Source organism: Serratia sp. SSNIH1 (assembly GCF_002935055.1).
In the GTDB taxonomy this organism is placed as follows: domain Bacteria; phylum Pseudomonadota; class Gammaproteobacteria; order Enterobacterales; family Enterobacteriaceae; genus Serratia; species Serratia nevei.
Map to the genome: position 1 here is coordinate 4516366 of NZ_CP026383.1, position 25190 is coordinate 4541555.

32 protein-coding genes and 1 other RNA gene are annotated in these 25190 nt (G+C 59.7%); 14 read left to right on the forward strand and 19 right to left on the reverse strand.

Annotation, left to right across the window (positions count from 1 at the left end):
* Nucleotides 1-19: 19 nt before the first annotated feature.
* Entirely contained in the window at nucleotides 20-1621 is a 1602-nt protein-coding gene (gene nadB / locus C3F38_RS21775) for an L-aspartate oxidase (RefSeq protein WP_016929796.1), read from the forward strand.
* A gap of 38 nt (nucleotides 1622-1659) precedes the next feature.
* Here the strand turns inward: nadB and C3F38_RS21780 are convergent, their stop codons facing one another.
* Complete coding sequence (locus tag C3F38_RS21780) at nucleotides 1660-2439, reverse strand: tRNA1(Val) (adenine(37)-N6)-methyltransferase (RefSeq protein ID WP_038870825.1); 780 nt, start codon at nucleotides 2437-2439, stop codon at nucleotides 1660-1662.
* Between the two features lie 99 nt (nucleotides 2440-2538).
* On the opposite strand from C3F38_RS21780, the gene srmB reads away from it, so the two are divergent.
* The gene (srmB, locus tag C3F38_RS21785) at nucleotides 2539-3861 is read left to right on the forward strand and encodes an ATP-dependent RNA helicase SrmB (protein WP_038870822.1); all 1323 of its coding nucleotides are present in this window, start codon (nucleotides 2539-2541) and stop codon (nucleotides 3859-3861) included.
* Nucleotides 3862-3913: 52 nt separating this feature from the next.
* Here the strand turns inward: srmB and C3F38_RS21790 are convergent, their stop codons facing one another.
* The 3 genes from C3F38_RS21790 to grcA all read right to left on the reverse strand — a co-directional run bounded on the left by C3F38_RS21790 (nucleotide 3914) and on the right by grcA (nucleotide 6189).
* Complete coding sequence (locus C3F38_RS21790; RefSeq protein WP_047730057.1) at nucleotides 3914-4669, reverse strand: ankyrin repeat domain-containing protein; 756 nt, start codon at nucleotides 4667-4669, stop codon at nucleotides 3914-3916.
* Nucleotides 4662-5621 carry a DUF2974 domain-containing protein gene (locus C3F38_RS21795; protein WP_033644128.1) on the reverse strand — a complete coding sequence of 320 codons (960 nt, stop codon included), beginning with the start codon at nucleotides 5619-5621 and terminating at the stop codon, nucleotides 4662-4664. The genes C3F38_RS21790 and C3F38_RS21795 overlap by 8 nt, the downstream gene beginning before the upstream one ends.
* A gap of 184 nt (nucleotides 5622-5805) precedes the next feature.
* Nucleotides 5806-6189, reverse strand: coding sequence for an autonomous glycyl radical cofactor GrcA (gene grcA / locus C3F38_RS21800; protein WP_004929114.1), 384 nt, complete (start codon nucleotides 6187-6189; stop codon nucleotides 5806-5808).
* 346 nt (nucleotides 6190-6535) lie between these two features.
* Here grcA and ung point away from each other — a divergent pair, with 346 nt between their 5' ends.
* Nucleotides 6536-7219 (forward strand): uracil-DNA glycosylase, encoded by a 684-nt coding sequence (gene ung / locus C3F38_RS21805; protein WP_055317291.1) that lies wholly within the window; start codon nucleotides 6536-6538, stop codon nucleotides 7217-7219.
* 56 nt (nucleotides 7220-7275) lie between these two features.
* On the opposite strand, the gene grpE is transcribed toward ung, so the two are convergent.
* Nucleotides 7276-7860, reverse strand: coding sequence for a nucleotide exchange factor GrpE (grpE, locus tag C3F38_RS21810; protein WP_055317292.1), 585 nt, complete (start codon nucleotides 7858-7860; stop codon nucleotides 7276-7278).
* 125 nt (nucleotides 7861-7985) lie between these two features.
* Between grpE and nadK the strand changes: the two genes are divergently transcribed.
* The 3 genes from nadK (at nucleotide 7986) to bamE (ending at nucleotide 11191) form a co-directional block, all read left to right on the forward strand.
* Nucleotides 7986-8864, forward strand: coding sequence for an NAD(+) kinase (gene nadK, locus C3F38_RS21815; RefSeq protein WP_019452304.1), 879 nt, complete (start codon nucleotides 7986-7988; stop codon nucleotides 8862-8864).
* An 86-nt stretch (nucleotides 8865-8950) separates the two neighbouring features.
* Nucleotides 8951-10612 carry a DNA repair protein RecN gene (gene recN, locus C3F38_RS21820; protein ID WP_055317293.1) on the forward strand — a complete coding sequence of 554 codons (1662 nt, stop codon included), beginning with the start codon at nucleotides 8951-8953 and terminating at the stop codon, nucleotides 10610-10612.
* A gap of 240 nt (nucleotides 10613-10852) precedes the next feature.
* The gene (gene bamE / locus C3F38_RS21825; protein ID WP_004929101.1) at nucleotides 10853-11191 is read left to right on the forward strand and encodes an outer membrane protein assembly factor BamE; all 339 of its coding nucleotides are present in this window, start codon (nucleotides 10853-10855) and stop codon (nucleotides 11189-11191) included.
* A gap of 117 nt (nucleotides 11192-11308) precedes the next feature.
* Here the strand turns inward: bamE and C3F38_RS21830 are convergent, their stop codons facing one another.
* Both C3F38_RS21830 and C3F38_RS21835 read right to left on the reverse strand, forming a co-directional pair.
* Nucleotides 11309-11593, reverse strand: a complete 285-nt coding sequence (locus C3F38_RS21830; protein ID WP_004929098.1) for an RnfH family protein — start codon at nucleotides 11591-11593, stop codon at nucleotides 11309-11311.
* Entirely contained in the window at nucleotides 11586-12020 is a 435-nt protein-coding gene (locus tag C3F38_RS21835; RefSeq protein WP_004929096.1) for a type II toxin-antitoxin system RatA family toxin, read from the reverse strand. The genes C3F38_RS21830 and C3F38_RS21835 overlap by 8 nt, the downstream gene beginning before the upstream one ends.
* A 161-nt stretch (nucleotides 12021-12181) precedes the next feature.
* Here C3F38_RS21835 and smpB point away from each other — a divergent pair, with 161 nt between their 5' ends.
* Together smpB and ssrA are read left to right on the forward strand one after the other, a co-directional pair.
* Nucleotides 12182-12664, forward strand: coding sequence for an SsrA-binding protein SmpB (gene smpB / locus C3F38_RS21840; RefSeq protein WP_016929804.1), 483 nt, complete (start codon nucleotides 12182-12184; stop codon nucleotides 12662-12664).
* 49 nt (nucleotides 12665-12713) lie between these two features.
* Nucleotides 12714-13077: a transfer-messenger RNA gene (gene ssrA / locus C3F38_RS21845) on the forward strand.
* A 328-nt stretch (nucleotides 13078-13405) separates the two neighbouring features.
* On the opposite strand, the gene C3F38_RS21850 is transcribed toward ssrA, so the two are convergent.
* The 5 genes from C3F38_RS21850 to C3F38_RS21870 form a co-directional block, all read right to left on the reverse strand.
* Nucleotides 13406-13630, reverse strand: a complete 225-nt coding sequence (locus C3F38_RS21850) for a hypothetical protein (RefSeq protein ID WP_055317294.1) — start codon at nucleotides 13628-13630, stop codon at nucleotides 13406-13408.
* Nucleotides 13590-14237, reverse strand: a complete 648-nt coding sequence (locus C3F38_RS26450; RefSeq protein ID WP_071845367.1) for a hypothetical protein — start codon at nucleotides 14235-14237, stop codon at nucleotides 13590-13592. Before C3F38_RS26450 ends, C3F38_RS21850 begins: the two co-directional genes overlap by 41 nt.
* Before the next feature lie 516 nt (nucleotides 14238-14753).
* Nucleotides 14754-16415, reverse strand: coding sequence for a DUF2534 family protein (locus C3F38_RS21860; RefSeq protein ID WP_055317106.1), 1662 nt, complete (start codon nucleotides 16413-16415; stop codon nucleotides 14754-14756).
* A gap of 71 nt (nucleotides 16416-16486) precedes the next feature.
* Nucleotides 16487-16903 (reverse strand): DUF2946 domain-containing protein, encoded by a 417-nt coding sequence (locus C3F38_RS21865; protein WP_176603058.1) that lies wholly within the window; start codon nucleotides 16901-16903, stop codon nucleotides 16487-16489.
* 117 nt (nucleotides 16904-17020) lie between these two features.
* On the reverse strand, nucleotides 17021-17473 hold the full coding sequence (locus C3F38_RS21870) for a GNAT family N-acetyltransferase (protein WP_080479026.1): 453 nt from the start codon (nucleotides 17471-17473) through the stop codon (nucleotides 17021-17023).
* 100 nt (nucleotides 17474-17573) lie between these two features.
* On the opposite strand from C3F38_RS21870, the gene C3F38_RS21875 reads away from it, so the two are divergent.
* Complete coding sequence (locus tag C3F38_RS21875; RefSeq protein WP_055312230.1) at nucleotides 17574-18308, forward strand: bifunctional 2-polyprenyl-6-hydroxyphenol methylase/3-demethylubiquinol 3-O-methyltransferase UbiG; 735 nt, start codon at nucleotides 17574-17576, stop codon at nucleotides 18306-18308.
* Nucleotides 18309-18381: 73 nt separating this feature from the next.
* Here the strand turns inward: C3F38_RS21875 and C3F38_RS21880 are convergent, their stop codons facing one another.
* Nucleotides 18382-18879, reverse strand: coding sequence for a GNAT family N-acetyltransferase (locus tag C3F38_RS21880; protein ID WP_055312229.1), 498 nt, complete (start codon nucleotides 18877-18879; stop codon nucleotides 18382-18384).
* An 85-nt stretch (nucleotides 18880-18964) separates the two neighbouring features.
* On the opposite strand from C3F38_RS21880, the gene C3F38_RS21885 reads away from it, so the two are divergent.
* On the forward strand, nucleotides 18965-19891 hold the full coding sequence (locus C3F38_RS21885; RefSeq protein ID WP_103767459.1) for a LysR substrate-binding domain-containing protein: 927 nt from the start codon (nucleotides 18965-18967) through the stop codon (nucleotides 19889-19891).
* Here C3F38_RS21885 and C3F38_RS21890 read toward each other — a convergent pair.
* The gene (locus C3F38_RS21890; protein ID WP_047730015.1) at nucleotides 19886-20401 is read right to left on the reverse strand and encodes a DUF1543 domain-containing protein; all 516 of its coding nucleotides are present in this window, start codon (nucleotides 20399-20401) and stop codon (nucleotides 19886-19888) included. The two genes, C3F38_RS21885 and C3F38_RS21890, sit on opposite strands and share 6 nt — an antisense overlap.
* Nucleotides 20402-20521: 120 nt before the next feature.
* Here C3F38_RS21890 and C3F38_RS21895 point away from each other — a divergent pair, with 120 nt between their 5' ends.
* A complete protein-coding gene (locus C3F38_RS21895; protein ID WP_025303973.1) occupies nucleotides 20522-20704 on the forward strand; it encodes a YodC family protein in 183 nt (60 codons plus the stop codon).
* A 32-nt stretch (nucleotides 20705-20736) separates the two neighbouring features.
* On the opposite strand, the gene C3F38_RS21900 is transcribed toward C3F38_RS21895, so the two are convergent.
* Together C3F38_RS21900 and C3F38_RS21905 are read right to left on the reverse strand one after the other, a co-directional pair.
* Nucleotides 20737-21015, reverse strand: coding sequence for a GNAT family N-acetyltransferase (locus tag C3F38_RS21900; RefSeq protein WP_047730014.1), 279 nt, complete (start codon nucleotides 21013-21015; stop codon nucleotides 20737-20739).
* Between the two features lies 1 nt (nucleotide 21016).
* Nucleotides 21017-21247 (reverse strand): (4Fe-4S)-binding protein, encoded by a 231-nt coding sequence (locus C3F38_RS21905; protein WP_038872781.1) that lies wholly within the window; start codon nucleotides 21245-21247, stop codon nucleotides 21017-21019.
* A gap of 192 nt (nucleotides 21248-21439) precedes the next feature.
* On the opposite strand from C3F38_RS21905, the gene C3F38_RS21910 reads away from it, so the two are divergent.
* Nucleotides 21440-21853: a DoxX family protein gene (locus tag C3F38_RS21910; protein WP_016929826.1), complete on the forward strand. Its 414-nt coding sequence runs from the start codon at nucleotides 21440-21442 to the stop codon at nucleotides 21851-21853.
* Nucleotides 21854-21903: 50 nt separating this feature from the next.
* On the opposite strand, the gene smrA is transcribed toward C3F38_RS21910, so the two are convergent.
* Complete coding sequence (smrA, locus tag C3F38_RS21915; RefSeq protein WP_038872783.1) at nucleotides 21904-22476, reverse strand: DNA endonuclease SmrA; 573 nt, start codon at nucleotides 22474-22476, stop codon at nucleotides 21904-21906.
* A gap of 184 nt (nucleotides 22477-22660) precedes the next feature.
* Here smrA and C3F38_RS21920 point away from each other — a divergent pair, with 184 nt between their 5' ends.
* Together C3F38_RS21920 and C3F38_RS21925 are read left to right on the forward strand one after the other, a co-directional pair.
* Nucleotides 22661-22996 carry an MbeD/MobD family mobilization/exclusion protein gene (locus C3F38_RS21920; RefSeq protein ID WP_004928976.1) on the forward strand — a complete coding sequence of 112 codons (336 nt, stop codon included), beginning with the start codon at nucleotides 22661-22663 and terminating at the stop codon, nucleotides 22994-22996.
* 67 nt (nucleotides 22997-23063) lie between these two features.
* Nucleotides 23064-23510, forward strand: a complete 447-nt coding sequence (locus C3F38_RS21925; protein ID WP_025303978.1) for a DUF1198 family protein — start codon at nucleotides 23064-23066, stop codon at nucleotides 23508-23510.
* Between the two features lie 26 nt (nucleotides 23511-23536).
* On the opposite strand, the gene C3F38_RS21930 is transcribed toward C3F38_RS21925, so the two are convergent.
* Together C3F38_RS21930 and C3F38_RS21935 are read right to left on the reverse strand one after the other, a co-directional pair.
* A complete protein-coding gene (locus C3F38_RS21930) occupies nucleotides 23537-23875 on the reverse strand; it encodes a DUF2002 family protein (RefSeq protein WP_038872785.1) in 339 nt (112 codons plus the stop codon).
* 102 nt (nucleotides 23876-23977) lie between these two features.
* A complete protein-coding gene (locus C3F38_RS21935) occupies nucleotides 23978-25150 on the reverse strand; it encodes an MFS transporter (protein WP_038872787.1) in 1173 nt (390 codons plus the stop codon).
* Nucleotides 25151-25190: the final 40 nt, after the last annotated feature.

The window sequence follows — 25190 nt, forward strand, 5'->3', positions numbered from 1 at the left end:
TCTGCACACATCATACGTTATGCAACCATCATCTGAACATGTTAGCGATGTACTGATCGTCGGCAGCGGCGCTGCGGGCCTGTCACTGGCGCTGCGCCTGGCGCAGCATTGCAAGGTTACCGTTCTCAGCAAGGGGCCGCTCAGCGAGGGCGCCACCTTTTACGCCCAAGGCGGGATCGCCGCGGTGTTCGATGAGACGGACAGCATTGCCTCACACGTTGATGACACTTTGATTGCCGGCGCCGGCCTGTGCGACAAAGAGGCCGTCGAATTCATCGCCGGCAACGCGCGCCACTGCGTGCAGTGGCTGATCGATCAGGGCGTGCTGTTCGACACCGAGGTCAACGCGCAGGGCGAGGCGCATTATCACCTCACGCGCGAAGGCGGCCACAGCCATCGCCGCATCCTGCACGCCGCGGACGCGACCGGTAAGGAAGTAGAGACCACGCTGGTGGGGAAAGCAAGCGCTCACCCCAATATTTGCGTGATGGAGCGCCGCAACGCGGTTGACCTCATCACCTCGAACAAAATCGGCCTGCCGGGCACCCGCCGAGTGGTGGGCGCTTACGTCTGGAACCGCGAGCTGGAGCGGGTGGAAACCTATCGCGCCAAAACGGTGGTGCTGGCGACCGGCGGCGCGGCCAAGGTATACCAATACACCACCAACCCGGACATCTCCTCCGGCGACGGCATCGCCATGGCCTGGCGCGCCGGTTGCCGGGTCGCCAACCTCGAGTTCAACCAGTTCCACCCGACCTGCCTGTTCCATCCGCAGGCGCGCAACTTCCTGCTGACCGAAGCGCTGCGCGGCGAAGGGGCTTACCTGAAGCGCCCGGACGGCAGCCGCTTTATGCCCGATTTTGACCCGCGCGGCGAACTGGCCCCGCGCGATATCGTCGCCCGCGCCATCGACCATGAAATGAAGCGTCTGGGCGCCGACTGCATGTACCTGGACATCAGCCACAAGCCGGCGGAGTTCATCACCCAGCACTTCCCGATGATCCACGAGAAGCTGCTGACGCTGGGCTTCGATCTGACCCGACAGCCGATCCCGATCGTCCCGGCGGCGCACTACACCTGCGGCGGCGTGATGGTCGATCAGCACGGCCGCACCGATCTCGACGGGCTGTACGCCATCGGTGAGGTCAGCTATACCGGTCTGCACGGTGCCAACCGCATGGCGTCGAATTCGCTGCTGGAGTGCCTGGTATACGGTTGGTCGGCGGCGGAAGACATTCTGCAGCGCCTGCCGTTTATTCAGCAGGCCAAACAGGTGCCGCACTGGGATGAAAGCCGGGTGGACGATGCGGACGAACGGGTGGTGATTCAGCACAACTGGCACGAGCTGCGGCTGTTCATGTGGGATTACGTCGGCATCGTGCGCACCACCAAGCGGCTGGAGCGCGCACTGCGCCGCATCAACACGCTGCAGGCGGAAATCGACGAGTACTACGCTCACTTCCGCATCTCCAACAACCTGCTGGAGCTGCGCAATTTGGTGCAGGTGGCCGAGCTTATCGTGCGCAGCGCCATGGCGCGCAAAGAGAGCCGCGGCCTACACTACACGCTGGACTATCCGGACCTGCTGCCGGAAGCGCTGCCGACCATTTTGCAGCCTTAACCTCTGCGACAGGGCGCCTAATCGGCGCCCTTTTCTTTTCAGTAGAACAGGTAGAAGTCGGCGATCAACCGACGGAAATCATCGGTGTAGCTGCCATCGGCCTGTTTGATCGCCAGCGCCTGCTCCCGCAGCGGCGTTTCCCGCCGCGTCAGCGCCAGCAGCACCCGATGCAACGGCGTATCGGCCCGATCGCTGACGTTCACCTTCGCCGCCGTCTGCCAGCCGTTTTGCTGCGCCAGACGTTCGAATTCGGCGCCGATGTCGTGCGGCAGCACCACGCAGAACGTTCCCTGTTCCGCCAGCAGCTGTGCCGCACAGGCCAACAGCGCATCGTGCGTCAGGGTTTCGGTGTAGCGCGCGTTGTGGCGCGCCTGGTCGCGGCAGGCCACCGCCGGCTCGAAATAAGGCGGATTGCTGACGATCAGATCATACTCAGCGGCATGCTGCTGCGCATAATGGTGAATATCCTGCGCATGCACGCGGATCCGCTGCGGCCACGGCGATTCCGCTGCGTTTTCGCGCGCCTGGCCGGCGGCGGCGTCATCCAGCTCCACCGCATCGACGGTCACCTCGTCGCCGCTGCGCTGCGCCAGCATCAGCGCGATCAGCCCGCTGCCGCTGCCGATGTCCAGCACCCGACGCGCTTGCCCCAGCGGCGCCCAGGCGCCGAGTAGCACCCCGTCGGTGCCCACTTTCATGGCGCAACGATCGTGGGCGACAAAGAATTGTTTAAAGGTAAAACCCCCGCGGCGCGGGGTAAAATCGGCTTTCGATCGCTTGCTCACACTCACCACCTGGCTATAAAACTGGCGTAGCATAAGGCAATCTGATCGGCGGGAAAAGAGCGGCTTTCCGCTTAAATAGGTGAAGATCGCGGCCAACCCGTCTATAATCGGCGCCCCAAGTAGAGGTAGACCATGACAGCAACCACTTTTTCCGAACTCGAACTCGATGAACGCCTGGTACTCGCACTGCGCGATAAAGGCTACGATCGCCCCACCGCTATTCAAGCCGAAGCGATCCCGCCGGCGATGGACGGGCGCGACGTCTTAGGTTCGGCTCCGACCGGCACCGGCAAAACCGCCGCCTTCTTGCTGCCCGTGTTGCAGCACCTGCTGGACTTCCCACGCAAGAAATCCGGTCCGCCACGCGTACTGATCCTTACCCCGACGCGTGAGTTAGCGATGCAAGTGGCCGATCAGGCGCGTGAGTTGGCTGCTCATACCTCGCTGGATATCGCCACCATCACCGGCGGCGTCGCTTACATGAACCACGCGGAAGTGTTCAGCGAAAACCAGGACGTGGTGGTCGCCACCACCGGCCGTTTGCTGCAATACATTAAAGAAGAGAACTTCGACTGCCGCGCGGTGGAAACCCTGATCCTCGACGAAGCCGACCGCATGCTCGACATGGGCTTCGCGCAGGACATCGAAACCATCTCCGCCGAAACCCGCTGGCGCAACCAGACGCTGCTGTTCTCCGCCACGCTGGAAGGCGAAGCGATCCGCGAATTCGCCGAGCGCATCCTGAAAGAGCCGGTGGAAGTGGAAGCCGATCCGTCGCGCCGCGAACGCAAAAAGATCCTGCAGTGGTACTACCGCGCTGATGACGTGCAGCACAAAACCGCGCTGCTGATCCACCTGCTGAAGCAGTCGGACGTGCAGAAATCGGTGATCTTCGTGCGCAAACGCGAGCGCGTGCACGAGCTGGCCACCTGGCTGCGCGAAGCGGGCATCAACACCTGCTATCTCGAAGGCGAAATGGTGCAAGCCAAACGCAACGAAGCGGTCAAACGCATGATGGATGGCCGGGTTAACGTGCTGGTCGCCACCGACGTTGCCGCACGCGGTCTGGATATCCTCGATATCACCCACGTGTTCAACTTCGACATGCCGCGCACGGCGGACACCTACCTACACCGCATCGGCCGTACCGGCCGTGCCGGGCGCAAAGGCACCGCCATTTCGCTGGTGGAAGCGCACGACCATCTGCTGCTGGGCAAAGTGGGCCGTTACCTGAACGAGCCGCTGAAAGCACGCGTGATCGACGAACTGCGGCCGAAAACCAAGGTGCCGAACGAGAAGAGCAACGGCAAGCCATCGAAGAAAGTGCTGGCCAAACGCGCGGAAGACAAGGCGAAGAACAAAGAAAAGGCCAAGGTAAAAGTGCGCCATCGCGACGCCAAAAACGTCGGCAAACGCCGTCAGGCGAAGGCCAAACCGGCCGGCGACGCGGAATAACCACCGCCGCCTAAGAAAAAACCGCCTTTACAGGCGGTTTTTTTATGGGCGTTTACGGCTGCCCGTAGTGCGTGGCCAGGCGGTGCCCCTGCAGCCATTTATCCAGCTCGCGGAACTGCGCCTTCAGCTCGTCATTCTGCAAATGCGCCGGCGTTTGCGAGAAATAAAACTGGAACGCGACGCCCTGCTGGTTGCGCGCCCGGGCATCGGCCCCGGCCTGCAACAGCAGCAGCGCCAGGTGCGGCGCGTTAATCTTCGCCGCCAGATGCAGCGGAGTATCTCCCAGCCGATCGCTCAACGTGGTGTCCGCCCCGGCCGCCAGCAACAGCCGCAGCTGCTCCTCACGCCCGGCCAGCACCGCCGCCGCGAGCGGCGTGGCGCCGGTAACGGCATTACGCACGTTCACCAGCGCCCCTTTGGCCAGCAACAACCGCAGGTACTGCGCGTCTTGCAGCATCGCCGCGGTGTGCAGCGCGCTGTTGCCGTCCAGCCCTGCCGCCGCCGGGTCGGCGCCGAGATCCAGCAACGCCTGCACGCTACCCGGCTGCTGCGAAAGCACCGCCCACTGCAACAGCGTGACCTGCCGATCGCCCCGTTCGCGTAAGCGATCCTGCGTGGCCTGCGCATGGATACCCTGTGTATCGCCGCGCGCCACCGCCTGAGCCAGCGCCAGATTGCTGTGGCCGTCAAACGGCGAAATCTCCTGCCCCATCTGTTGCTCCTTAGCCATCATCAGTAAACCGGTCACCGCGACCAGCGCCAGTAAGGCTATCGCCAGCGCCCACCGCAAGCGACGTCCTTCAGGCATTGGCCTTCGCCTCCCACGGCTTTTGTTCCGCCATCGAACTTATCACCTTGTCGATGCCGTGTGCCGTCAGGCTGCGATCCAGATGCTTGCTCGGCCGCCAGTCATCGATGCCGGTCAGAGTATCGTTATTGGCCAGGGTGATGTTGTGGCCAATGGCGTCCGGGATCAGCGAGGTCGATTCCTGGGTGCTGGTCAGCATGTCATATTGCTCGCTGTAGCGGCGAATGCCGCCGGCTTCGGCATCTTTCTTCGCCGCCGCCGGATCGATGCCCAGACGATTCAGGGTGTAATCCGACACCCCGGCCGCGTTGAAGGTGACCGCGACGGTGCCGGTCGCCAGCGCGGCGGTGGCCGCCAGACCACCGCCAAGCGAATGGCCGGCGATCACCAGCGCATCGCCGAAGGCCGCCTTGGCGCTTTTGGCTGCGGCAACCGCCTGATTGTACTGCACATCGTCATAGCCCGTCGCCTGCCGCACGTTGCTCAGCCAGTCGCGCCAGTCGTTGGTGCCGGCGAACGCCAACACATACTGCTTGTCGTTGCTGTAAATCCCAGCCTGGAAACCGCTGCCCGCGTCGTGCAGGCTGGCGGGATCGATGCCGAAACCGAGCAGCGCGCTATCGCTCAGGCGGTTGAACCCGGCAGCACCTTGGCCATTGAGTGAGTAAACGTCCTTGGCCAACAGCGCCAACGCATAATCGCCTTCCTGAGATTGCTGCCCCCGGGTCACGCCCGGCGCAACCGCCGTCGGCGCCGCCGCGGAGATATCGCCGACCAGCGTATTCAACAGGTTCTGCGCGTTCAGCGTATTCTGAGAAGGGGTGGCTACCGGCGCCGGATTTGCCGGCGCTGCCGCAGGCTGCGATGCCGTCGCCGTTTCGGCAGCGGCGCGAGGTGTAGGGATCGCGGCCACCGGGGATACTGCAGAGGTAAAACTTAAAGGCATACTCATGCCGACTCCTTGTCGATAGACTTTTTTATTTAGCACCTGAATAGGTGCTGATTTAGCTATCGGCAGGTCGGATGAGTTCTGTATCAGGAATGCTTATCTTTGTGCAGAATGTGATCCGCCTTCAGTTTTCGGCCATCAAGCACAAAAAAGGGAGCCGAAGCTCCCTGATTGACTGCGCCGCCGATTACAGGCTTTCGGTAAAGGTGCGGGCGATAACGTCGCGTTGCTGTTCCGGCGTCAGGGAATTGAAACGCACCGCATAGCCGGACACGCGGATGGTCAGCTGCGGGTATTTTTCCGGATGCTTGACCGCGTCTTCCAGTGTTTCGCGACGCAGCACGTTGACGTTCAGGTGCTGACCGCCTTCCACGCGCACGGTCGGCTGCATTTCCAGCGGCACTTCACGGTATTCGATCTGGCCCAGGTCGCTCACCGCGACAACCTGATCTTCCGCGTAGTTGGCCTTGGCGCACACGCAGCGAGCTTCCGCTTTTTCATCGTCCAGCAGCCAGAAAGAATTCACCAGCGCCTGGTCATTCGCTTTGGTAATTTGAATACCGGTAATCATTATGTTGCCTCCGTACAAGGGCGTAAAAATTCACGTCGTGAGAAAACCCAATTCTGGTTTCGGCCATTTGGTAAAACCATTGTTGTCTTGTTGTTCTGTATACCAGCCTGACCGGGCCAGTTCCTTGATTAAAGTCAATTTTTACCGGGTAGGCACAGAGCGTGAAGGGGCAAATTTATGTTTTATATCAATTTTCCCGCTGCGGAAAAAACCAATTATTTTTGTAAATTTTCAAAAATAATTGCATAAGACACGGCGGCGAGAAATGAAAAGCGGGTTTCGCTGCGCGTGCCGACACGGTAAGCTATAGCCCATGAATTGCTAAAGAAAACAAAGGAGAGCGTTTATGGCCACCTCCCTCACCTGGCATGACGTGATCGGCAAAGAGAAAGAGCAGCCCTATTTTGTTGAAACGCTCGCCTTTGTTGCCGCTGAACGCCAGGCCGGTAAGACCATTTATCCACCGCAGAAGGACGTGTTCAACGCTTTCCGCTATACCGAGCTGGCGGACGTCAAGGTCGTCATTCTCGGCCAGGATCCGTATCACGGCCCCAATCAGGCGCACGGCCTCTCTTTCTCGGTGCGCCCCGGCGTACCGGCGCCGCCGTCGCTGGTGAACATGTATAAAGAGCTGGCGGCCGACATTCCCGGTTTCGAGCGCCCGGATCACGGCTACCTGCAAAGCTGGGCCGAACAGGGGGTGCTGCTGCTCAACACCGTGCTGACGGTGGAAGGCGGCCGCGCGCACTCGCACGCCAACCTGGGCTGGGAAACCTTTACCGATAAGGTGATTGCCGCCCTGAACGAGAACCGCGAAGGCGTGGTGTTCCTGCTGTGGGGCTCGCACGCGCAGAAGAAAGGCAACTTTATCGACCGCAACCGCCACCATGTGCTGAAAGCGCCGCACCCGTCGCCGCTCTCCGCGCACCGCGGTTTCCTCGGCTGCCGCCACTTCTCGCAGGCCAATCAGCTGCTGGAGCAGCAAGGACTCACGCCGATCGACTGGATGCCGCGCCTGCCGCAGGCGTAGTCCGGAGACAAAAAAGGCACCCTCGGGTGCCTTTCTTTATGCCGTTGCCGGGGCGATTACGCCTTGGCTTTGGAGACCGCGACCATCGCCGGGCGCAGCAGGCGGCCGTTCAGCGTATAGCCTTTCTGCATCACCATCATCACGTGGTTCGGCTGGTGATCGGCAGATTCCATCATGCTCATCGCCTGATGCACTTCCGGGTTGAACGGCACGTTGACGTCGCCGACGATTTCGATGCCGTACTTACTCACCACGTCCAGCAGCGATTTCAGCGTCAGCTCGATGCCTTCGATCATTGCGGCCAGTTCCGGGTTGTTTTTATCCGCCAGATCCAACGCGCGCTCCAGGTTGTCGATCACCGGCAGCAGATCGCCGGAGAATTTCTCCAGGGCGAACTTGTGCGCTTTCTCGACGTCCAGTTCGGCGCGGCGGCGAATGTTTTCCGCTTCCGCTTTGGCGCGCAGCAGGCTGTCGCGCTCGTGCTGCTGAGCTTCCGCCAGTTGGGCTTCCAGTTCGGCGATACGCGCATCGCGCAGATCGACGCCTTCCGCCGCTTCCGGCAGCGTATCCTCGTGATGAGCGTGTTGTTCCATTTCTTCCGAGACTTGCTCGTTTGGCGTCTTCTGTTCTTTACTACTCATGAATATCTCCGCGTTTTAGCATTAATCTCGCAACTTGGCTTATTATGGGGATCAAAACCGGGGTTTCAAGTCAACCGGTCACAATGTGGGGCATAAACGGGTCCCGGTGAGGAAAATCACAACAAATGAATAAAAAATTCGCCTGTATTGGCATTGTTGGCCACCCGCGTCACCCTTCAGCGCTGGCAACCCACGAGATGCTGTTCCACTGGCTGGTCGCCCGCGGCTATTCGGTGATGGTCGAACGCCAGATCGCCCATGATTTGGGGCTGAAAGACGCCGTGACCGGCAGCCTGGCGGATATCGGCCAGCGGGCCGACCTGGCGGTGGTGGTCGGCGGCGACGGCAACATGCTCGGCGCCGCGCGCGTGCTGGCGCGCTACGACATCAAGGTGATCGGGGTCAACCGCGGCAACCTCGGCTTCCTCACCGATCTCGATCCCGACAACGCCCTGCAGCAGCTGGCGGACGTGCTGGAAGGCGAGTACATCGACGAACAGCGTTTCCTGCTGGAAACCATCGTGCATAAAGAGCACCAGCAGTGCCGCATCAGCACCGCCATCAATGAAGTGGTGCTGCACCCCGGCAAAGTGGCGCACATGATCGAATTCGAGGTGTACATCGACGATCGCTTCGCCTTCTCGCAGCGCTCCGACGGCCTGATCATCGCCACGCCGACCGGCTCCACCGCCTACTCGCTCTCCGCCGGCGGGCCGATCCTCACCCCGTCGCTGGAGGCGATCGCGCTGGTGCCGATGTTCCCGCACACTCTCTCCGCCCGGCCGCTGGTGATCAACGGCGACAGCACCATCCGCCTGAAGTTTTCGCAGATCGGCAGCGATCTGGAGATCAGCTGCGACAGCCAGATCGCACTGCCGATCCAGGAAGGCGAAGAAGTGCTGATCCGCCGCAGCGATTTCCACCTGAATCTGATTCACCCGAAGGACTACAGCTATTTCAACACGTTAAGCACCAAGCTGGGCTGGTCGAAAAAATTGTTCTAAAATCTGCGTCGGCCACTTTACTGTATATAAAACCAGTTTATACTGTATGAAACTACAGTTATGTGTTTATACACAGGAAGGTTCCCATGCTGGCGCAATTAACCATCAGCAACTTTGCTATCGTTCGTGAGTTGGAAATCGATTTTCAACCGGGTATGACGGCGATCACCGGTGAAACCGGCGCCGGCAAATCCATCGCCATCGATGCGCTGGGGCTGTGCCTCGGCAACCGCGCCGACGGCAACGTGGTGCGCCTGGGAGCCGCCCGCGCCGACATCTGCGCCCGCTTCTCGCTGGCGGACACCCCGTCCGCGCGCGAGTGGCTGGAACAGAACCAGCTGGACGACAGCAACGAATGCCTGCTGCGCCGGGTGATCAACGCCGACGGCCGTTCGCGCGGCTTTATCAACGGCACCGCCGTGCCCCTGTCGCAGCTGCGCGAGCTGGGGCAACGCCTGATCCAAATCCACGGCCAACACGCCCATCAGCTGCTGCTCAAACCGGAGCACCAAAAAGCGCTGCTCGACGCCTACGCCGACGAACCCGCCCTGCTGGCGGCGATGAGTCAGGCCTACCAACGCTGGCACCAGAGCTGCCGCGAGCTGGCGCACCATCAGCAGCAGTCCATCGAGCGCGAAGCGCGCAAGCAGTTGCTGCAATACCAACTGAAAGAGCTGAACGAATTCGCGCCGCAGGCCGGCGAGTTCGAGCAGACCGACGCCGAGTACAAGCGCCTGGCCAACAGCGGCCAGTTGCTGACCCTCAGCCAGCAGACGCTGCAGCTGCTGGCCGACAGCGACGAAAACAACATGCTCAGCCAGCTCTACAGCGCCAAACACCTGCTGCTTGAGCTGGCCGAGCTGGACGATAAGCTCAGCGGCCTGCTGGACATGCTGGAAGAGGCTTCTATCCAGATCAGCGAAGCCAGCGACGAGCTGCGCCACTACGCCGATCGCATGGATCTCGATCCCAACCGCCTGCACGAGCTGGAACAGCGCCTGTCGCGCCAAATCAGCCTGGCGCGCAAACACCAGGTTGCGCCGGAAGAGCTGCCGCAGCTGCATCAACAGTTGCTGGATGAACAACAGCTGCTTTCACAGCAGGAAAGCGACCATGAACACCTGAACGAGGCGGTCACCCTGCATCACCAGCAGGCGCTGGCGCTAGCGGAGCAGCTGCATCAGAAACGCCTGCACTACGCCGCCGAGCTGACCACACTCATCACCGACAGCATGCAGGCGCTCTCCATGCCGCACGGCAAGTTCAACATCGACGTGCGTTTCGAGCCGCAGCATCTGAGCGCCGAAGGGGCCAGCCGCTCCGAGTTCTGCGTCTCCACCAACCCGGGGCAACCGCTGCAGCCGCTGGCGAAGGTCGCCTCCGGCGGTGAGCTGTCGCGCATCGCGCTGGCGATTCAGGTAATCACCGCCCGCAAGATGGAAACCCCGGCGCTGATCTTCGATGAAGTGGACGTGGGCATCAGCGGCCCGACCGCCGCCATCGTCGGCCGCCTGCTGCGCCAGCTCGGCGAATCTACCCAGGTGATGTGCGTGACCCATCTACCGCAGGTGGCCGGATGCGGGCATCAGCACCTGTTCGTCAGCAAGCAGACTGACGGCACGGTCACCGAAACCCAGATGGCGCCGCTGGATAAGCGCGCCCGGCTGCAGGAGCTGGCGCGCCTGCTCGGCGGCAGCGAAGTCACCCGCAATACGCTGGCGAACGCCAAAGAACTGCTGGCGGCATAAAAAAGCTCAACTTTTTCACTTTCCTGCGGTCTGACAGTGACGCTGTTGACCCGAAAGATATCTAAAGTGCGGCGCGGCGGCGATTCGAAGCCTCCTCAACGGCCTGAAACAGGCCAAGCGCTTGAGGTGCTGAAAGAAAGCCAACGCGTCGCAACTTGAAAGATGAAGGGTATAAAGGTTTCCAACTGCCGCAAGGTCTATTATCATCGGCATCCTATGCCCTAAAGGAATGTGATTACTATGCGCTGTAAAACGCTGACTGCCGCCGCTGTAGTTCTTGTGATGCTGACTGCAGGCTGTTCTACTTTTGAAAAGGTGGTTTATCGTCCTGACATCAACCAGGGGAACTACCTGACGTCGACCGACGTGGCGAAAATTCAGAAAGGGATGACCCAACAACAGGTCGCTTACACATTGGGCACCCCAATGCTGCAAGACCCGTTCGGGACTCAGACGTGGTTCTATGTGTTCCGCCAGCAGCCTGGCCATGAAGACATCACCCAGCAGACGCTGACGCTGACCTTCGACAGCGCAGGCGTGTTGACCGACATCCAGAACAAACCGGCGCTGACCAAGTAATCGGCGCTGCCCGCTCTTCCGGCCCATGAGGGGGCATGATGTTCCTCATGACAGTCGCAGGCTGCAACGCGGAAGAGAAAATCAGTTTCAGATAAAAAATAAGGCGCTATAAGCGCCTTATTTTTTTGCCTTTTCTGCCCGTTGCCGGCGCAGCTCTTTCGGATCGGCTATCAGCGGCCGGTAGATCTCCACCCGGTCGCCGTCGTTCAGCGTATCGCCCAGCTTGGCCGGGCGGCTGTAGATGCCGATTTTGTTGCTCTTGAGATCGATATCCTGGCGCAGCTCCAGCAGGCCCGAAGCCTGGATCGCCTGCTCGACGCTGCTGCCCTCGGCCAGTTTCACCTTGCGCAGGTACTGACGCTCCGGCAAGGCGTACACCACCTCGACCTGGATGTCAGACACTGTAGACCTCTTTCGCCCGCTGGGTGAATGCCTGCACCATACTGCCCGCCAGCTCCTTGAACACCTTGCCGAACGCCAGCTCAATCAGTTTGTTGGTGAACTCGAAGTCCAGGTGCAGCTCCACCTTGCAGGCCTCTTCGCTCAGCGGCGTGAACTGCCAGCCGCCCATCAGCTTGCGGAACGGACCATCGACCAGCTGCATATTGATGCTTTGGTTATCCAGCAGCGTATTGCGCGTGGTGAAGGTCTTGCTGATACCGGCCTTGGCGACGTCCACCGCGGCGGTCATTTCGTTGGAGGTAGCGTTAAGCACCCGGCTGCCGGTGCAACCTGGCAGAAAATCGGGATAAGAATGAACATCGTTAACCAACTGATACATCTGCTCGGCGCTGAACGGCACTAATGCAGACCGACTGATCTGGGGCATATCATTTCCTGTGAGACATAAAACGTACAGATAATACCATTTATCTGGCGGCAAACAAAAAATCTGCTAAGGGATGGGGGCGCCAAAAATGCGAAAAATTGCGCAGGTGCTGAACGGGAAAGGATTTCTTTCGCTGAAGCATCCAGTATAATGAACGCACTATGACAAAGAAAAAAGCACACAAACCCGGTTCCGCCACCATTGCTCAAAACAAGCGCGCGCGTTTCGAATACTTCATTGAAGAAGAGTTCGAGGCGGGCCTGTCGCTGCAAGGGTGGGAAGTTAAATCGCTGCGTGCAGGCAAAGCCAACCTCAGCGACAGCTACGTGACGTTCCGTGACGGTGAAGCCTATCTGTTTGGCGCCACCATCACCCCGCTCAACGTGGCTTCGTCGCATGTGGTGTGCGATCCGACGCGTACCCGTAAACTGCTGCTGAACCGACGCGAGCTGGATACCCTGCTCGGCCGCGTCAACCGCGATGGCTACACCGTGGTGGCCTTGTCCCTGTATTGGAAAAATGCCTGGAGCAAGATCAAGATCGGCGTAGCCAAAGGCAAGAAAGAGCACGACAAACGCGATGACATCAAAGATCGCGAATGGCAGACGGCGAAAGCCCGTATCATGAAGCACGCCAATCGTTAAGCCGCTGGCTTATCGAGGTAAACTTCTGGTATACTGCACAAAGTTACTTGGGGCTGATTCTGGATTCGACGGGATTTGCGAAGCCCTAGGAGCATGCCGAGGGGCGGTTGGCCTCGTAAAAAGCCGCAAAAAAATAGTCGCAAACGACGAAAACTACGCTTTAGCAGCTTAATACCCTGCTTAGAGCCCTCTCTCCCTAGCCTCCGCTCTTAGGACGGGGATCAAGAGAGGTCAAACCCAAAAGAGATCGCGTGGATGTCCTGCCTGGGGCTGAAGCGTTAAACTCAATCAGGCTAGTCTGTCAGTAGCGTGTCCATCCGCAGCTGGCCGGCGAATGTAAAGATTGGACTAAGCATGTAGTGCCGACGGTGTAGTAATTTCGGACGGGGGTTCAAATCCCCCCAGCTCCACCAAATACGTCGCCAGTGAACCAGATAGACCCGGCGATAATAGCGAAAAAGCCCACAACTTCGGTTGCGGGCTTTTTTGTTTTTATCCGAGAACACCCAGTAAAATCCGGAGAAGAAGCGTCCGCTCGAACCAGTGGGGAATTGAATCGGTGGTTAAGAATATGCCTGCCTAATCGGGCTACCAACCCACTAACGACACAGTTTCCCAGGATGCTCCGCACAGAGCCAGTAAAAAAAATAGCCCCCCGAAAGCCTTGAGAATGCAGTAGGTGAAATAATTGGCACAGTGGAATCTTTGTAATGGCGACAAGAAAATTACGTCGCCACTTTGTTATCGCTCCCCACGCAGCCATGCAATCGCCAGGGTGATTAGATAGCCGGCAACGAAGAACCCAACAAAGCCAGCAACCTTCATCACTGCCCCATCAAGTAAGAACAGCGACATGAAAGCAGCAATCGCGCAAACGCCGGTTACTATCGCTTCCAAAGCATGCGAAGCACCTAACCCTATATACTTAGTGAGTTTTCTGGTTAGAGAGGATTTTGCAGAGTTCATTCTGAATACCTTTACAAAGCATAGGGTGGCTGTTAATGAATTGGAGATACGGCTCTAGTTGCTCCTCAACCAAGAAATATGCCATATCTAAATTTAACGCCGACACCTTCCGGTATGTTTGAGGAAACTTAACTTGCATTCGTCGGGATGCTTGGGCTGCCTCTTCGATAAGTCCCTGTAACATTACAAGGTTGAGAGTGAACGAAGCGCCAAAGCGTACAAATTGTTTATACGCTAATGCGGAGGTCGCTTTCCTTAGCATCATGTGAGCCGCAAATTGCGCCAATGCAAATTGGCCCCCAGTTCGTCCACCAAGACGACCGGCACCATAGGCTAGTTTATTATTGATGGACTCTTTGCCGCTAGCGTCTAATTTCTGATAGAAATCAGTGATCACAATAGTAATCAGGCGTCGTAAGGGTTCTTCACTGTTACCCATCGACTTGACCATACGGGCGAAACGTTCTGTTTCTTCTTGGTTTCTAGTCTTAAGGTTGCTACCAGCCAATCCAGCTCCTTGCCAAGTGCGAACGACACCATGATACATCCCGCTCGGAATGGTCGAAATTCCATCCAAAATTCCATGTGCAATTTGCTTTGCGTCCATTCACTTTCCTTAAGCAAAATGTGTCCAGCTCAGAGAATAACCAAACCAGGGAGCGATGACCAATTCACGCATTTTTCAGTTTGGGACTACGCCAAAGTCCCAGGCGTGGCACGGCCCGGGGGGGGATGTAGGAAATCAGAACTGAAAAAACTTTCTGAACCAAATTGCGTAGGTAGATGCAGCGCAGTGCCATTTCGATGACAATACATTGAGTTATATAAATTTATATCGCGCTGGCAGCACGCTGCTGCGGTGAACGAATTTATTCGAGTGAGGATTTTCACCGGCCTGAAAAGCGGCTCAGAATGGCGCACTGGCGCCCCGTATGTGGGCTGGTATTCTCTAGTGTTCGCTTTCTTTTCTGTTCAATTTCCACACGGTTATCGCCTTGTCCCTTCGTTGTTCAAACGCCATCGTTCGCTTCCTTTCAGTGGAGATTACCCTTTGGTGAGCTGATACGTGCTTAAGCCCCATTCCCAAATATCCGGCATGCCCGCAGGCATGCCGGACGCTACCTCACCGCCCCTCTTTTTCCCCCAGGAAGAAATACCACAGCGGAATGGAAAGCAGCAGGGTGAACACCAGCGTATACAGCAGCACCATCAGGCTCTGCATGATCACCATCTGTGCGCTCCAGTCACCGATCGGCAGCTGAAACTGTTCGACGGTGCCGCCGAGGATCGCTCGGCCCATCACGCAGCCGACCGCCACTGCCACTGTCGCCACCGCCGCGCGGAACTTGCGCACCTCGGCGCGGCGGGCGGCCGCTTCCGGCGTTTCGTCCCGGTGGCTTTGCCGCTGGCCGCGCCAGCGCCATACGTCCACCAGCAGCAACGCCGCGAGGCTCACGCCCATTACCGGCAGGCAATAACCCAGCGCCGCTGCTACCAGCAGCGTGCAGGCACGCGCCGGCAGGGAAAGCGCCAGCCAGGCGGCGACCAGCGTCTGCACCGGATGCTGCGCCCCCGCCGCCGGGCGGCGACTCCACCACATGCGGTAACCCAACGCGATCATCAAGCACAGCCCAAGGCCGAACGCCGCCAGCAGCAGCTGATTCGGCAAGCCAAAGAGAATGCCCATGTGGGCGTCGATGCCCCAGCGGGTCAGCTTGGCGATGAGCGGGAAGGTGTCGAACCGCACCTGGTCGACGACGGCGAAGCTTTGCGGCGCGATGGCAACCGCGTCCACCTGCGTTGGCCAGCTGCGATCCACTTCGGTTACCGTCCAAGCTTTGCCCTCGCCTTTCGGCTGGCGCAGCTCAACCTTGGCGGCGTCGATCCCGGCGGCGCGCGCAGCGTGTAGCGCCCGATCCCAGTCGCCGTTCAGCGCATTGCTCTGCGCGGCAGGCCCCATCTTCATGCCCGGCATCATCCCGCGGTGCTCGGCGTGCGGATCGGCCGGCGTCTGCGGCGCATCGGCCTGCAGGCTGGTGTTGACCTGCGGCGTCAGCCAGCCCAGGTTGGCCCGCAGCGCGTCGATGTTGCCGCCGGCCCACTGCGACCAGGTCAGCCCGGTGGCCGAGAAGAACAGCAGCCCGGCCAGCAGCGCCACGCCCAGCGTGATATGCCAATGGCGGTTAGCGGCGAAGCCCCCTTTCACCCTTTTCAGCTTGCGCTTCGGCCGCGTCGCCAGCCACAGCGCCACGCCGCCCAGCGCGGCCACCCACAGCCAGGAGGCCGCCAGCTCGCTGTAGTTGCGGCCCAGATCGCCAAGCAGCAGGCTGCTGTGCAGCTTGTCCAGCCAGGTGCGCAGCGGCAGTACGCCGGAGGTGCCGTACACCGTCATATCGCCCTTGATCGCCAGGGTATACGGATCGACAAACAGCGCACGTGACTCGGAAGCGCCCAGATCGGCACTCGCGAACTGTACGCGCGTGGTGTCCATTGCGCCGGGTGCCGGGCGCACGGCGTAAATGCGTGCCTCGTCACCCACCGCACGGCGGGCGGCGGCGATCTGGTCAGCCAGCGATCTCGCCTGCCCGTGCGGTTCGGTGAAAAGCGCATCGCGATACAGCGCCTCTTCAAGCTGCGGCGTCAACACATACAGCGTGCCGGTCAATGCAGCGACCAGAATAAAAGGAGCGACCAGCAGGCCGATATAAAAATGCAGCCGTCTGATCAGGTTCAGCATCGCGCCACGCGGCGATGCGGCAGGTGGAGTTTTGGTTATTGAAGACATGGCCTTTCTCGTTTTTCAAACTGTGCGCGCAGGCAAACCGTCCGCAGCGATACGGACAGCGTTACCCATGATCAAGCAATAGGGAAAAACGGTTGGCCGGGTGGCCCGCGCGGGCTCGGCCGCAGAGTAAGGCGCCGAATGGGCGGAGAAACGATGCGCGGCGCGCAAGGCAGGCGCGCGATGCGCGCCATCAGCCACAGCAGCGGGACGAATGTCCACAGCAGCAGCGGCACGTGGATCAGCAGCTCGCAATAGCCGCAGAAAATCATCTCCGCCGAATCCATGCCGGGGTAACCGGCATGCTCGGCGGCGGGCATCGCCATCGCGTGCATGTCGTGCGGCATGGCGGCTGCCGACTGCGCCATGCCGCCCATCATCGGGTGGTGCATCAGCGATTTCGACACCACCGGCGCAACAAACAGCAACAGCACCGCCATAATGGCGATGCAGGCGGTAAAGCGTTGCTGTAGCTGGCGTGGCACTCTCATCGCGGCGGCGAATTAACCTGGTCGGTGGCGAACAAGCGGCCAGTGTAACCCGCGATGCGCGATGAGGTGAACGAAAAGAAAAGTCAGGTTTGTCTTACGCGCCCCCGGCGAAGGCGATCACAGTACCCGCGAATAGACCCGCGAGGCTTCGCCCCAGGGGTGATACCCGAGCCCGTTATAAACGAAGCCGTTGCGCTCGTAATAGCCTTCCAGATCGGTGCACAGGTGCAGCTGCGGGAAGCCCAGCCGGCGGGTTTCCGCCGCCACATGCTCAATCAGTTTGGCGCCGTAGCCCCGGCCGCGCTGCGCTTCCTCTACGTAGAGCGCACACAGCCAGGGATACAACTCCCCACGGCTGATAAAGTCGTTGGTGATCAGCCCCGCACAGCCGAGGATCCGGTCATTTTCCACCAGCAGGTACCACTGCGGCAGCGGGTTGGCGGCGCCGAGGCTGCGGTTGATGGCGTCTTCATACATCATCAGCGTCTCTGCCGTGGCCCAGTGCCGCTGAAAATACGCAATGGCGCGCGGCGCCAGTTCGGGCACTTGCCGCACCGAAATCATGTCCATCGTCATTCCCGTTATTCATGTTGTCAGCGTAGAATTATGCAGCACTATGCACGGTATGGCAGCAGCATTCCGCCGCCGTCATTCACCACAAGGAGTCATCATGACGCAAAACATCTATGACAATCAGGCCTTTTTCGACGGCTATGCGCAGCTCAGCCGCTCGCAGCACGGCCTGGACGGCGCGCCGGAATGGCCCGCCATTCGCCGCATCCTGCCGGATTTACAGGGCAAAAGCGTGGTCGATCTCGGCTGCGGCTACGGCTGGTTTTGCCGCAGCGCGCGCGAACAGGGCGCCGCCGACGTGCTGGGGCTGGACGTCTCGGAAAAAATGCTGGCCAAGGCGCGGGAGATGACCGCCGACGCGGGCATCGAGTACCGTCGGCAGGATTTGGCGCAGCTGCAGCTGCCGCCGGAAAGTTACGATCTGGTCTACAGCTCGCTGACGCTGCACTACCTCGAGGATCTGGCCGCGCTGTTCACCACGGTTTACGCCGCGCTGAAACCCGGCGGGCAGTTCATCTTCACCGCCGAGCACCCGATCTACACCGCCCCGGCGCAGCAGGGCTGGCTGACCGACGGCAACGGGCAGAAATCCTGGCCGGTAAACGGCTACCAGCGAGAAGGCCAGCGCGTTTCCAACTGGCTGGCGGAAGGTGTCATCAAGCAGCACCGCACGCTCGGCAGCTATATCAACCCGCTGGCGCAGCAAGGGTTTATCATCCAGCATTTGAACGAATGGGGCCCCAGCGCGCAGCAAATCGCCGCTAATCCGGCGCTGGACGAAGAACAGGAGCGCCCGATGATCTTCATTCTCGCCGCCCGCAAACCCGCATGATCCTGATCTGAACCACCCGCAGTAAACTATTCACATCACCACAGTTGGGGAGGCTGCCTCCCCCCAACGGCTATTATGCCGGCAGCGCCGCCCCGTGCGCCGCGAAGTGCGTCAACGCCTCGCCCTCCATACGATAGCGCACCCACTCGCCCTGCGGCTGCGCGCCGATGCTGAGGTAGAAATCGATGGCCGGTTGGTTCCAGTCCAGCACGCTCCACTCCAGGCGGCCGCACTGCCGTTCGCACGCCAGCTGGGCGATGTGCCGCAGCAGCTTTTTACCGGCGCCCGCGCCGCGATGCTTCGGCGCCACGTACAGGTCTTCCAGATAGATGCCGTTTTTACCCAGCCAGGTGGAGTAACTCATAAAGAACACCGCATAACCCGCCGGCTCGCCGTTCACCGTACAAATCAGCGCTTCGGAACAGGCGCCCGGCCCAAACAGGCTGCGTTCGATATCTTCCACGCTGGCCAGCACCTGCTCGCGCGCCTTTTCGTACACCGCCAGCTCGATAATCATATCCAGAATCAGTTTGGCGTCGCTTTTTTGCGCCGGGTAAATCTCAATGTTCATGGCAAATCCTGAGCGTGTTGATGACTGTGCTTGCCAGCATATCGCGCCTCAAATACTGTATGAACTGCATTTTCATCAACAGGTAATGAATATCATGCATCTGGATTTGAAGCGTCTCGATCTCAACCTGCTGCTGGTGTTCGAAGCGGTCTATCGGCTGCGATCGGTGACGCGCGCCGCGGCGGAGCTGGCCCTCAGCGCGTCGGCGCTGAGCCACGCGCTGATCCGGCTGCGCAAGGCGCTGGCGGACGAGCTGTTCTACCGGGTCGGCAACGACATGCACCCGACCGTGTATGCCGACAGCCTGGCCCCGACCGTCAGCGAAAGTCTGGCGCTGCTGGCCAAAGGGCTGCATCCGCGCCCGCGTTTCGTTCCCGCCGAAAGCCGGGAGAGCTTCACCTTCGCCATTACCGATTACACCGCCTTCGCGGTGTTTCCCGCGCTGATGGCGCAAATGCAGCGCCTGGCGCCCGGGCTGTCGTTCCAGCTGCGCTATTCCGAGCGCAAGGTGGCATTGAACGATCTGTTGGCGGGGCGCATCGACTTCGCGCTGGGCTTTACCGAAACCGACGGCGAAAGCTACCTGGAGATCGATGAGGTGAGCTGGCTGGAGGATGAGTATGTGGCGATTTGTTCACCCGCCTTCAGCGTAAAATACGGCGAACTGACGCTGGAAAACTATCTGCGGGCGCGCCATCTGGTGGTGACGCCGTGGAACGAACAGCGCGGCGTCATTGACTACCAGCTCGATAAGCTGGGGCTGCAGCGCGATATCGCCATCCGCACGCCTTCGCTGTTGGGAGCGCCGTTCATCGTCGCCGACAGCGAACTGGTGATGAGCATGCCGCGCTACGCCGCGCAAAAATTGCGGCAGGCAGCGGCGCTGGATATTCACCCCCTGCCGTTTCCGGTGCCGCCGTATCAGATCAAAATCTACCTGCACCGCAAGAACGGCCGGCCGGAGGCCTGTCGCTGGTTGCGGCAACAGCTGCAGGCGCTGGCGGCGTTATAGCGCGGGTTCGCCGATCGGCAGATACCCCTGCCACAGCGGCCGGGCCGGTTTGCCGTGCGGGTTGGCCCTAAGATGCACGTGGTAGCCCTGCAGCGCCTGCAGCAGCAGGCAGTCGTCCACCTCGGTCAGGTCATCCTTGTGCTGCTGTGCGCTGTCCGTCAGCAGCACCCGTTTGGCTTTGTCCTTCGCCTCGTCGGCGGAACGCGCCACAAACAGGCCGAACTGGTGCAATTCCGCCAGCTCATCGCTGCGGTAGCCACCCACGTTGACGAAAAACAGCTTCTCTTCACCGGCGAACGGCGCAGGCTCCAGGCTCACGTCGTAACCGTCCGCCCAGTCGATGCGCGCATAGCCGTCGACATGCACCTTGCGCTTATCACCGAACCACTTTTCACGCAGCAGCGGATACGCCTCTTCCGGTCGATCCGCCGCCGCGAACTGTACGTCGTGCAGCTCAATATTGGCGCCCGGCGCCGTACCGCCCACATAAAACATCAATAATCCCGGCATGTTATTCTGCTCTCCTTGGTGATAATCGCTATATAAAATAATATATAACGAGACTCATGCCAACGGCAGCGCCATTCTGTGTTATCAATAGGTGAGGTTTAATCTGTTGTGGAGGAACGCATGGCATTCAATATCGGTGATTTTGTTCAACGCACCACCGGCGGCCCAAAGATGACCGTGGTGGCGATCGACGGCGAAACCCTGGTTTGCAGCTGGAATGAACTGGGCAAAGAGCAGCGCACAGAGGTGCAGGCCAGCGATGTGGCGCTGTACCACGAAGACGGCGATTTCGGCGTCTGCTGAATAACCGGGGCGCACCGCGCCCCGTTATCGCCTCAGGCGCGAATGTCCTGATAGGCCGGCGTGGTATCAAACTCATGCTTGGCGAACGGGCACAGCGGAATGATTTTACGCTGCTCCGCGCGCATCTTCTCTACCACCAGCGCCACCAGCTTTTTGCCGACGCCCTGCCCCTTCAATGACTCATCCACCCAGGTGTGATCGATAATGGTCAGCTTGTCGCCGCTCGGCACGAAAGAGATCTCGGCGATCAGCTTGCCCTGCTCGTCATTGATATAAAAACGCTTGTCGTCTGCCAGTATTTTATGTTCCATATTATTTCTCCCTATATTTAAGTGCGCCGCTGGGGCAGGTGTCGATAACGCGTTTCACCTCCGCCGTATCGGCATTGTCCGGCATAATCCACGGGCGGCGGTTCAGGGTAAAAATAGCCGCGTTGCCACGCACGCAGTTGGCGGAATGGCGGCATATCGCGCTGTTAAAATAAACGTCAATCTTGTCGCCGGAATAACGGCGGTAACCGGCAGCGGTCAATTCCTCATCCATTTTGACCTCACATTGCCTGTTTTATTGTTTTTGCTCCAGGCTCAAGTATAGGCAATGCCGCCGGCTTCACCACGCGTCTCACCCAACGAAAAAAGTGGCGCAACCGCCCGTCGCCGCTAGAAAAAAACGTAAATTGTTCTAATCTTTATTCAGTAAGACAACATCATTCCGACAGTGGCTAAGGAGTTCGAAATGGGTGATAGCTCAAAAGACGGCGTAATTCTGCTGTCCCGCATATTACTGATGGTTCTGTTTATCATTTTCGGCTGGATGAAACTGGTCAACTTCGGTGCGACCGTCACGGCAATGGAAGGCTACGGCACGCCGATGCCTTATTTAGCGGCGATCGTTGCCGTGGTGGTGGAGTTTATTTTCGGCATCGCGCTTATTCTCGGTCTGTTTACTCGCCCTATCGCGGTCATTTTCGCCCTGTATGTGTTGGGCACCGCGTTTATCGGCCATCCGTTCTGGAAAATGACCGGCATGGAAATGATGGGCAACGAAATCAACTTCTTTAAAAACATCAGCATCATTGGCGGATTGCTGTTGCTGGCGGTAACCGGCGCCGGCCGTTATTCGCTGGACTATAAAATATTTAATAAATAATTCATCGATGGCCGGCGATATTCGCCGGCCATTTTATTTCGGCTATCCCTTCAACGGCTGCGCTTGGCGTGGCGCTCAAAGTTTTCCGCCTTGGCCTGCGCCGATTTACGCAGCGTGACATAGCAGGCACCCTCGCCGCCGTCGCGCGGTAAGGCGCGGCAAAACGCCTGTACCTGTTCAAACTGCGCCAGCCATTTGGCGACGTAACTGCGCACGATATTCGGATGGCTTTCGTTCTGCCGCCCGCGGCCGTGCACGATCAGCAGCGAACGCAGGTTTTGCGCCTCCGCCTGCACGATAAAGCGAAACAGCGCCTGCCGGCTGGCTTCGACCGACTGACGCAGCAGGTTCAGCGACGCCTGCGGCGGATAACGCCCGTTACGCAGCTTGTCCAACACGCCCTGTTGAATGCCTTCCCCTTTGAACTCCAGCGGCTGTTCGCAGGGGATCACCTCGAGAAAATCGGTGCTGAGGAAGTTTTCCTGCATCAGCCGCTGCGCTTCGCGCCGCGCGCTTTTGTCCACCGCCTCCTGCGGCTTGAGGTACAGCGTCTGCCGTCCGCTCGCCAGCGGCACCACGTCCGCCATCGCCTGTTCAAAAAAGTCTTTTTCCTGCTCGCTCATCTTCCACCTCTCTTGAACGGCAGCCTTTACGGCCGGGAATGGGGTCGATTGTAAGACGCCTTGCCACGGTTGCAAGCCGGGAATTGTCAGCGGCATTTGTCTCATTTGTCGTCAACGGGTGAGCTTGCGAACAGTTTTCGCTATACTGCTAAGCCATCATTGAGTGCCGCAAAGGATCGAGCCCATGACAATGCGCGAGCTGGAAATCCAGTTTCAAAATGCGATGAATGAGTTGCAGAGCAGCTTCGAACGGCAACACCGCGAATGGCAGCAGAGCTACCAGGCGCTGCAGCAACTGCTGGAAGAAGCCAAACAGCGCGAAGCCGCGCTGCGGGCGCAGAATGAACAACTGGCGCGCAAGCTGAGCACCGCCAGCTCGGTACCGGAACAGCATGCGCTGGTGAAGCAGATCAAAATGCTCGGCGCTCATCTGGACGCGCTGGCCAAAGACGCGGCCACCTTCAATCACCACCTGCGCCAACAGAGCGCGGTCGGTAATTTCAGCGGCGAACAGCATTGATAGCGGGCGCTGTCGCACAGCGCCTCCCGCCCCTCTTCTGGCGTATTGAGAGTGTAATAAAGCCTAAATGACCTGGATCATCCTCGCCGCCCTGATCGTCGTATTCATTATCGGTTACCGCATCCTGACGTCCGACACCCGCAAAGCCATCGATTCGCTGGCCCATCTGCTGAGGGTCAAACCGATGCTGATCGAATCGATGATCCAGGAAATGGGCGGCCGCCAAAGCCAGACCTTTATCCGTATGCTGAACAACGGCTACACCGAAGAGATGCACCAGGCGGCTTATCTGCTGTTCATCTACCTGACGTTCATCAAACAGGCGGACGACGAACAGATTGCCCTGTGGCGCGACGTGCTGCTGCGCGCCGGGCTGTCGCCGGAGCTGCACGCCGAGCACACCGAAGCGGCGCTGTTTTACTTCGCCGAGCTGGATATCGATGCGTTTGAACTGGCGCAGTTCCGTCGCGCCTACAACGAGCGTTTCAACCGCGAAGCGTTGGCCCACGGCTGATCGCGTCCCCCAAGGCGGGGGACCGATTACAGGAACATGCTGAAGAGGTAGCGCGACAGCGCTTCGCGCGAGCTGAAGCCGTGTGCGATGCCGTAACGCAGGTTCGGGGCGTCACCGCTTAAATCCAGGGGAAATTCCAGATACTGCTCGCTGGTGCGCACCGGGGAGGTTGGCGTGGCGAAATGCACGCTTCTCTCTTTCAACGCCGGGTGGATCACCAACGCGGTTCTGCCCATCCGCGCTTCGCGATTCACATACACGTAGTGCGCACCCTTGCGGTAGCCATAGGCCTGATCGGTGACATAATCACGCTCAAAGCCGGTATTCTCCAACACTTTAGCCACTTCATCCGGCCGTAAATACATCGATTCCTCCTCTCATTCTGGACCGCTGAGCGACCTTACCGTAATCATTCACCGAAACAATGATTTTCTGGGGAGGAATCCGGGTTTCGGACTATTCCTGAATCAGCGCCGGCTGCGCTGCAGCAGGCGCAGAGTGAGCAACACCCCGAGCGCCACCAGCAGCGCCGCCGCCAGATAGATCGACCGCACGCCCGCTTGCCCAATCAGCAGCCCGGCCAGCGGGCCGGTGATGCCCAGCGCCAGGTCGAGGAACGCCGAATAGGTGCCGAGCGCCGTGCCCTGATTCTGCGGCGGCACCTGTTTCACCGCCTCGACGCCCAGCGCCGGGAACACCAGCGAGAAACCGGCGCCGGCCAGCAACGCGCCGGTTTGCACCATCCAGGGCTCACCGGCCTGCCAGATCAACAGCAGCCCGACGATCTCGACCAGAAACGACGCCAGCGTCACCTTCAGACCGCCGTGGCGGTTGATGACATTGCTGAAGATCAGGCGGATGCCGACGAAGGCGCAGCTGAACAGCGTCAGCGAAAACGCCGCGCCGCTCCAACCTTTGTCGGCATAGTAAAGCGTGATGAACGTGGCGATCACGCCGAAGCCGACGGTGCCCATCGCCAGCCCGAGACCATAGGCCCAAATGCGACCGAACACCGCGCGAAAGGCGATGCGCTGCCCGGCGGCGATCGAAACGTCCGGCTTGCCGCTCGCCAACAGCAGCGCCACCGCGACCGCCAGTACGATCAGCCCCGCCACCCCGGCCAACCCCCACTGCTGATTCAGGTACACGCCGAGCGGCGCCCCGGCCGCCATCGCCCCGTAAGTGGCAACGCCGTTCCAGGAAATCACCCGCGCGGTGTGCATCGCTCCGACCCGGCCGATACCCCACAGCGTGGAACCGGTGCTGGCGAAGCTTTCGCCGACGCCGAGAAACACCCTCCCCACGCACAGCAACAGCAGGCTGAGCCACGGGTAATCGTCAACGCCGAACGCCAGCGCGTAAAACAGGCCGCTGGCACCGCAGCACGCCAGGCCGAACAGCACCACCTTCTTCGGCCCCAGCTGATCGGCATAGCGCCCGGCGTGTGGGCGGCTGAACAGCGTGGCGAAGTACTGCGCGCTGATGATAAGGCCCGCCAGCACCGAGTTGTAACCCAGATGGTCATGCACAAATCCCGGCAGCACCGCCAGCGGCAGGCCGATGGTCAGGTAGCAGACGAAGGTGAACATCACCACGGACAGAATGCGTCGGTTCAGCTGGAGGTTATTTTCTGCGGTCATCGAAGGTGGCTCGCATCGGACGGGATAGACAGAGATTGCC

Excerpts from the sequence above, each read along its gene's own strand:
- smpB (WP_016929804.1), top strand. The coding sequence starts at position 12,182 with ATGACAAAGAAAAAAGCACACAAACCCGGTTCCGCCACCATTGCTCAA.
- srmB (WP_038870822.1), top strand. The coding sequence starts at position 2,539 with ATGACAGCAACCACTTTTTCCGAACTCGAACTCGATGAACGCCTGGTA.
- C3F38_RS21925 (WP_025303978.1), top strand. The coding sequence starts at position 23,064 with ATGACCTGGATCATCCTCGCCGCCCTGATCGTCGTATTCATTATCGGT.
- C3F38_RS21860 (WP_055317106.1), bottom strand. The coding sequence starts at position 16,415 with ATGTCTTCAATAACCAAAACTCCACCTGCCGCATCGCCGCGTGGCGCG.
- C3F38_RS21870 (WP_080479026.1), bottom strand. The coding sequence starts at position 17,473 with ATGGACATGATTTCGGTGCGGCAAGTGCCCGAACTGGCGCCGCGCGCC.
- C3F38_RS21850 (WP_055317294.1), bottom strand. The coding sequence starts at position 13,630 with ATGAACTCTGCAAAATCCTCTCTAACCAGAAAACTCACTAAGTATATA.
- C3F38_RS21885 (WP_103767459.1), top strand. The coding sequence starts at position 18,965 with ATGAATATCATGCATCTGGATTTGAAGCGTCTCGATCTCAACCTGCTG.
- C3F38_RS21910 (WP_016929826.1), top strand. The coding sequence starts at position 21,440 with ATGGGTGATAGCTCAAAAGACGGCGTAATTCTGCTGTCCCGCATATTA.
- C3F38_RS21895 (WP_025303973.1), top strand. The coding sequence starts at position 20,522 with ATGGCATTCAATATCGGTGATTTTGTTCAACGCACCACCGGCGGCCCA.
- C3F38_RS21865 (WP_176603058.1), bottom strand. The coding sequence starts at position 16,903 with ATGAGAGTGCCACGCCAGCTACAGCAACGCTTTACCGCCTGCATCGCC.
- C3F38_RS21905 (WP_038872781.1), bottom strand. The coding sequence starts at position 21,247 with ATGGATGAGGAATTGACCGCTGCCGGTTACCGCCGTTATTCCGGCGAC.
- nadB (WP_016929796.1), top strand. The coding sequence starts at position 20 with ATGCAACCATCATCTGAACATGTTAGCGATGTACTGATCGTCGGCAGC.
- C3F38_RS21835 (WP_004929096.1), bottom strand. The coding sequence starts at position 12,020 with ATGCCCCAGATCAGTCGGTCTGCATTAGTGCCGTTCAGCGCCGAGCAG.
- C3F38_RS21790 (WP_047730057.1), bottom strand. The coding sequence starts at position 4,669 with ATGCCTGAAGGACGTCGCTTGCGGTGGGCGCTGGCGATAGCCTTACTG.
- C3F38_RS21890 (WP_047730015.1), bottom strand. The coding sequence starts at position 20,401 with ATGCCGGGATTATTGATGTTTTATGTGGGCGGTACGGCGCCGGGCGCC.
- C3F38_RS21880 (WP_055312229.1), bottom strand. The coding sequence starts at position 18,879 with ATGAACATTGAGATTTACCCGGCGCAAAAAAGCGACGCCAAACTGATT.
- C3F38_RS21930 (WP_038872785.1), bottom strand. The coding sequence starts at position 23,875 with ATGTATTTACGGCCGGATGAAGTGGCTAAAGTGTTGGAGAATACCGGC.
- smrA (WP_038872783.1), bottom strand. The coding sequence starts at position 22,476 with ATGAGCGAGCAGGAAAAAGACTTTTTTGAACAGGCGATGGCGGACGTG.
- nadK (WP_019452304.1), top strand. The coding sequence starts at position 7,986 with ATGAATAAAAAATTCGCCTGTATTGGCATTGTTGGCCACCCGCGTCAC.
- C3F38_RS21935 (WP_038872787.1), bottom strand. The coding sequence starts at position 25,150 with ATGACCGCAGAAAATAACCTCCAGCTGAACCGACGCATTCTGTCCGTG.
- ung (WP_055317291.1), top strand. The coding sequence starts at position 6,536 with ATGGCCACCTCCCTCACCTGGCATGACGTGATCGGCAAAGAGAAAGAG.
- C3F38_RS21900 (WP_047730014.1), bottom strand. The coding sequence starts at position 21,015 with ATGGAACATAAAATACTGGCAGACGACAAGCGTTTTTATATCAATGAC.
- grcA (WP_004929114.1), bottom strand. The coding sequence starts at position 6,189 with ATGATTACCGGTATTCAAATTACCAAAGCGAATGACCAGGCGCTGGTG.
- C3F38_RS21780 (WP_038870825.1), bottom strand. The coding sequence starts at position 2,439 with ATGCTACGCCAGTTTTATAGCCAGGTGGTGAGTGTGAGCAAGCGATCG.
- C3F38_RS26450 (WP_071845367.1), bottom strand. The coding sequence starts at position 14,237 with ATGGACGCAAAGCAAATTGCACATGGAATTTTGGATGGAATTTCGACC.
- grpE (WP_055317292.1), bottom strand. The coding sequence starts at position 7,860 with ATGAGTAGTAAAGAACAGAAGACGCCAAACGAGCAAGTCTCGGAAGAA.
- bamE (WP_004929101.1), top strand. The coding sequence starts at position 10,853 with ATGCGCTGTAAAACGCTGACTGCCGCCGCTGTAGTTCTTGTGATGCTG.
- C3F38_RS21875 (WP_055312230.1), top strand. The coding sequence starts at position 17,574 with ATGACGCAAAACATCTATGACAATCAGGCCTTTTTCGACGGCTATGCG.
- C3F38_RS21920 (WP_004928976.1), top strand. The coding sequence starts at position 22,661 with ATGACAATGCGCGAGCTGGAAATCCAGTTTCAAAATGCGATGAATGAG.
- recN (WP_055317293.1), top strand. The coding sequence starts at position 8,951 with ATGCTGGCGCAATTAACCATCAGCAACTTTGCTATCGTTCGTGAGTTG.
- C3F38_RS21795 (WP_033644128.1), bottom strand. The coding sequence starts at position 5,621 with ATGAGTATGCCTTTAAGTTTTACCTCTGCAGTATCCCCGGTGGCCGCG.